The following is a 5,596-nucleotide window of genomic DNA, read 5'->3' as shown; positions in this document are numbered from 1 at the left end:
GGGCTGCTCTCCGGGCTGGTGGGGGCCGGCGCGGGCAACGGCGGCGTCGGTGGGTACGGGGCCACCGGTGGTGCCGGAGGCGCAGGCGGCTGCGGCGGGTTCCTCGCCGGGTCTGGCGGGGCCGGCGGCGCCGGCGGGTATGGCAACACCGCCGGCGGGGTCGGTGGCGCCGGCGGCAAGGGCGGCGTGATCTTCGGAAACGGCGGCGCTGGCGGACAGGGCGGTGCCGGCATCACCGGTGAAGGCGGCAGTGGCGGCGCCGGCGGCAACGCTGGACAGCTGTTCTCCAACGCCGGAGCCGGCGGCGACGGCGGCTTCAGCCTGTTCGGCAACGGCGGCACAGGCGGAGCCGGTGGCGATGCCGGTTTAGTCGGTTTCGGCGGAGTCGGCGGTTCCGGTGGTGCCAGCAGCGCTGAATACTTCGGCGGAGGGGACCACGGCGGGACGGGCGGGCACGGCGGAAGAGGCGGCCTCATGTTCGGTAACGGTGGTGCGGGCGGTGCCGCCGGAGTGGGCGGCTTCACCGTCGGCGGCCACGGCGGTGACGCGGTGCTGATCGGCAACGGCGGAAACGGCGGCACCGGTGGCAACCTCGGCGCGGGCGGTGTCGGCGGCGCGGTACTGGGTCTGGACGGGTTCAACGCGCCGAGCCCCGACAACCCGGTCCACATGACACAGCAAGTAGTGCTGAATGCGGTCAACCTACCGTTCAATGCCCTGACCGGACGTCCGCTGATCGGCAATGGTGTGCCCGGGGTCGCGGATGCTCACCCCGCGGGCGGGGACGGTGGGTGGCTGTTGGGTGACGGCGGCGCCGGCGCGTCCGCCGCGTACGGCAGCACGCCCAGCGGCGGCGCCGGCGGGAACGCGGGGCTGTTGGGCTCCGGAGGCGCTGGTGGCCCCGGCAAGCCCACCGGCAACGGCGGCGCGGGTGGCGCCGGTGGTGCGGGCGGCTGGGTATTCGGCGACGGAGGAATCGGCGGCATGGGCGGCCCCGGGTTTACCGGGCCAGGCGGCGCGGGTGGCTCGGGCGGTGCGGGTGGACTCCTCGGTGCCGGCGGCCGGGGTGGCGTCGGCGGTGCCGGCGTGGGCGCATTCCCCGGTGGGAGCGGTGGGTCCGGCGGAACCGGTGGACTCTTCGGCCCGTTGGCCGGTGGCGGAGCCGGCGGCGACGGTGGATATGGCATAGACGAAGGTGGCGTCGGCGGGCATGGCGGCAATGCAGGTGTGTTAGGCGGCTCTGGTGGAGCCGGCGGAATCGGTGGACCGGGGGACAATCTGGCCGCCGGGGCGGGCGGTTCCGGCGGCAGTGCCGGCCTGCTGTTCGGCGACGGCGGCGCCGGCGGTGCCGGCGGGTCGACGCACGGGGCGGAATTCAATCCCGGTGGTGCCGGTGGACGTGGCGGCAACGGCGCGCAATTGTTCGGCAGTGGCGGCGCCGGGGGGGCGGGCGGTAACACCTTCAGCGGTGCTGGTGGCGCTGGTGGGTTCGGCGGTGCCTCCGGTCTCGTCGGTGGTGGCGGCGCCGGCGGCGCCGGCGGATACGGCATCTTCACGACCAGTGGTGGTGGCGGACAGGGTGGACTCGGTGGCCTGCTGCTCGGTCTGGGCGGCGCCGGCGGAGCGGGCGGTACGAGCAATCTGCTGAACGGCAACGGCGGCGCCGGCGGCACCGGCGGAAACGCCGGGTGGATCGGTGGCGGCGGCAACGGCGGTAATGGCGGCACGGGCATCGTCGACGGTATCGGCGGAGCCGGTGGCATCGGTGGGAAGCTCTTCGGTCAGACCGCGCCGGACGGGTTGTTCTACAGCTAACAGGGTCGGCGGCACCGGCGGCGATGCCGGAACGGGATCGGCCACGGGCGTGCCCGGCAGCGGAGGAACCAGAGGGCGGCTGACGGGCGCCGGCGGCTTGGACGGATTGACCCGATCGACCGCTCGGGAGCCGGCAGAAAATTCCCGGAAATTTGGTGGTTTCATTTCCCGAAAAAGGCGCTACGGTGCTCATATCCATCGCTGCCCAGCGAGGGATAACAGACACTGGCCGAGTCTGTCGTCGTAGACCGATTGGGAGGTGTCATGTCGTTTGTCAACGCGGCGCCAGACCGCTTGGTGGCAGCGGCGCGAAATCTTGCCGGCATCGGTTCAACCCTCAGTGCTTCGAATGCAACCGCGGCGGTGCCGACCTTGGCGGTCTCAGCCGCCGCCAGCGATCAGGTATCGGCCGCGGTCGCGGCGTTCTTCTCCGGGCATGCCCAGGGCTACCAGACACTCAGCGCTCAGGCAGCCAAGTTTCACACCGAGTTCGTCCAGGCCCTCAGTGCGGGCGCGAACTCCTACGCCTCGGCCGAGGCCGCCAACACCTCCCCGCTGCAACCGCTGCTCAATGGCACGCCGGACACCGGACCGGCCGCCAACGGCGAGGCCGTCAAGGCCGGCACTGAAGCACCCGCCAACACCAGCGCCGTCCCGTACAACAAGCCGCGCGGCGGAACCCCGAATCCCAGAGCCAGCGCCGCGGGGGAACCGGCGGGCGCTGTGTTGGCCGAAGGCGCGGGTCCGTCGACCGAATCCGGTACCTCCGGCGGCGGCTGCGGGAGCGGCGGGCTGTTGCTGCGGGCCGGCGGTCTCAGTGCGCCGGCCACCGGCTGGTCGGCCAGTGCCGCCAGGGCCGGCGCGTCCGGCGGTCTGCTGAGCCGGCTTCTCGATGCCGACGGTGCCAACGCCCGGGCCGGCGTCGGCGACCGCAACGGCGTCTGGCTCGAAGGGATCCGCGGAGCGGGCTCGACCATCGGCCTCAACCATGGCGGTGGTGCCGGTGGCGCGAGTGGCGGCGGATGGGACGGCGCCCGGTCGACACCTGTTATCCCGCGTGGGTCAGGGGCAGCCGCTGAGGGCCGGCCGTCAACGAGCGCCGACGGTATCCGCGGCCGCTAGCCCGTAGCAACCTACCCAGGCATCGAATTCATTCATTGCCACACTTCGTACCTGTGGAGCAGGACCCCTGCAGGGGTGGTGTTGTCATGGCCCACAACGGGTTTGAGGAATGCATCACCACTGCCGCGGCCGCCCGCTCCCGGATTTCCGGTGCAGAAGTAGTTAAGCTTCTTACTCAAATTGCGCCGTCAATTCACCAAAATGATCATGCAGGAATGCGGAATCCGGTAAAGCTGGCTCGACCACCGATTCGGGTGAGACTCGGATTCGCAACGAATTCCATGCTGCCCGATCAGCAATGGAAGACGATCGACGTGTTCTCGCACACGGATTACGTTGCGCAATCCGATGGATGGCGACCGACCCCTCGAACGGTCGACCTCCACGGATCTGCCTGGTGCGACCGGACGACACAATCCGAAATCGCACTGTTTGCACGTGATTGCAGCAGCAACGTACCCATGTTCACGACTCAAATGCAACACACAAGTGGGCCATTTCACGAAAAAATTTCACCCAAATCCGCCTGATGGTATGCCAAACCGCGGCAGCGTAGACCGTGATCTGTTGCACCGCTCGGGAATACCTACTACGGTGCTGAACTCGCCGTTTGCGGCAATCTAGCTGTACGCAAAGGCAGTTGAGGCAACGCATTTGACGCCACTGTCAACGTTCCGCCACAGCCCTGCCCGTTGACCGGCCGACCAGGCGCTGCGCCAGCGGATTCGATCGGTCTTGAATCCATCTTCGGCCGCGACGACCGCAGGTGTCGCCGCACAGCGGCCGCACCGCAGCGCCATCGGCCGTGGCGACGACGGCACTGGCGCAGCGGGCCATCGGGCGATGCGTGCCCACGCGGGCAGACAGCCCGTGAACCGGCCGTATCTGCCTTGACCGCAATGACATTCCGTGAGCACTTCGCACCTGGGCAGCGGCGGCGGAGTGTCGCCGGCCACACCCCGCCCTATCCACGACCCGACGCGTGATCGCCTAAGCTGCCCCCTATGAGCCACGACTGGTTGCTCGTGGAGACGCTCGGGGACGAACCCGCCGTCGTAGCGCAGGGACGGCAACTCAAAAACCTCGTTCCGATCACCACATTCCTGCGCCGCAGCCCGTATCTTTCGGCCGTCAAGACGGCAATTGCCGAATCCGTGCAGACCGGCCAGGCGCTGACCAGCATCACCCCCAAGAGCGACCGTGTCATCCGCACCGAACCGGTGATGATGTCGGACGGCCGAATGCACGGCGTGCATGTATGGACCGGGCCGATCGACGAGGAACCACCTGAGCGCCCCGTCGTGGGTCCGCTGAAGTGGGATCTGACCTGTGGAGTGGCCACCGATACCCCCGAGTCGCTGGCCAACAGCGGCAAGAACGCCGAGGCCGAGGTCACCTATGGCAGAGCGTTCGCCGAGGACCTGCCGTCACGGCAACTCAACCCCAACGAAACCAAAGTGCTGGCCATGGCGGTCAAAGCCGAGCCAGGCCAAACACTCTGCAGCACATGGGACCTCACGGATTGGGAAGGCAATCCCATCAGGATCGGCTTCACCGCGCGCAGCGCGCTGGAACCAGGACCTGACGGTCGCGACCACCTGGTCGCTCGCGCGATGAACTGGCGCGCCGAAAGCAAGGGCCCGGCGGTGGTCACCGACGACTTGGCGCAGCGGATACTCAACGGCCTGGCGCAGGCAGGTGTGCATCGCGCCCTTGTCGACCTCAAGAACTGGACGCTGCTGAAGTGGTTGGACGAGCCGTGCTCGTTCTACGACTGGCGCGGCGGTGAGGACAAGCAGCGGGTCCATCCCGATGACGAAGCCCTATTGCACTCCATGACAAAGGAGTTCGCGGACGGCACGACCAGCCGAGTGCTGCGGCTGCCGGGAAATGACACCGAGTGGGTGCCGGTACACGTCACCGTCAACCGGGTGGAACTGGGACCCGAGACCTTCGCCGGGCTGGTTTCGCTGAGATTGCCTACCGACGAAGAAACCGCTGGCGCCGGCTTTCCGGGCGCAACCGACCCCAGCTGACCAAAGCTGCGCAGCTACGCGTCCTGTCGCGATACCGTGCTTGCCAAGCGGTCGTGACTGGACGCGCTGCGGGACGGAGGCTTCAGATGTCGCTGCTGCGCGTCACCCCCGAGTTGCTCAGCACGGCCGCGGCGGACTTGTCCCGCGTCGCTTCCGCCATCGAGGCAGCAAACGCGACGGCAATGACCCCGATCGGCACACTGTTGCCTGCGGCTGGCGATGAGGTATCGGCCGCCGCGGCAGCACTGTTCAGTTCCTACGGCGCGGCATACCAGCATGCAAACGCACGAACCGCCGCATTCCACAGCGCGTTCGTCCGGCAGCTGACGGCAGCGGCAGCGTCCTACGCGAGTGCTGAAGCCGACGCCGGTCAGAACATGGTGAACATCATCAACGCACCCGCCCAGGCGCTGCTGGGCCGTCCGCTTATCGGCAATGGCAGCAACGGCGCACCCGGGACCGGGCAGAACGGCGGACCTGGCGGAATCCTCATCGGCAACGGCGGAACGGGTGGTTCCGGCGCGCTCGGCCAGAACGGCGGCGACGGCGGCGCCGCGGGACTGCTCGGCACAGGCGGCGCGGGCGGGGCGGGCGGATTCGGCCTGCCCGGCGGGCCCGGGGGC

General features: G+C 68.9%; 4 protein-coding genes. All 4 read left to right on the top strand.

Annotated elements, in window-relative coordinates:
- Window positions 1-1,815, top strand: a 1,815-nt coding sequence (locus tag AWC08_RS37720; RefSeq protein ID WP_159460035.1) for a PGRS repeat-containing protein, incomplete at its 5' end; no start/stop codon positions are given.
- Between the two features lie 264 nt (window positions 1,816-2,079).
- Complete coding sequence (locus tag AWC08_RS39275) at window positions 2,080-2,937, top strand: PE family protein (RefSeq protein ID WP_069433957.1); 858 nt, start codon at window positions 2,080-2,082, stop codon at window positions 2,935-2,937.
- Between the two features lie 1,004 nt (window positions 2,938-3,941).
- Entirely contained in the window at window positions 3,942-4,973 is a 1,032-nt protein-coding gene (locus AWC08_RS29845) for a PAS domain-containing protein (RefSeq protein ID WP_069433956.1), read from the top strand.
- Between the two features lie 86 nt (window positions 4,974-5,059).
- Window positions 5,060-5,596: PE family protein (locus AWC08_RS29840; protein ID WP_142283897.1), on the top strand; the 537-nt coding region annotated here is incomplete at its 3' end.

Source organism: Mycobacterium gordonae (assembly GCF_002101675.1).
GTDB classification, from domain to species: domain Bacteria; phylum Actinomycetota; class Actinomycetes; order Mycobacteriales; family Mycobacteriaceae; genus Mycobacterium; species Mycobacterium gordonae.
The sequence above is the reverse complement of the archived record's forward strand: the minus strand, read 5'-3'. Positions and strand labels throughout refer to the sequence as shown.

Bases quoted from the DNA above. Each gene is read 5' to 3' on its own strand.
- AWC08_RS39275 (WP_069433957.1), top strand. From the start codon at position 2,080: ATGTCGTTTGTCAACGCGGCGCCAGACCGCTTGGTGGCAGCGGCGCGA.
- AWC08_RS29845 (WP_069433956.1), top strand. From the start codon at position 3,942: ATGAGCCACGACTGGTTGCTCGTGGAGACGCTCGGGGACGAACCCGCC.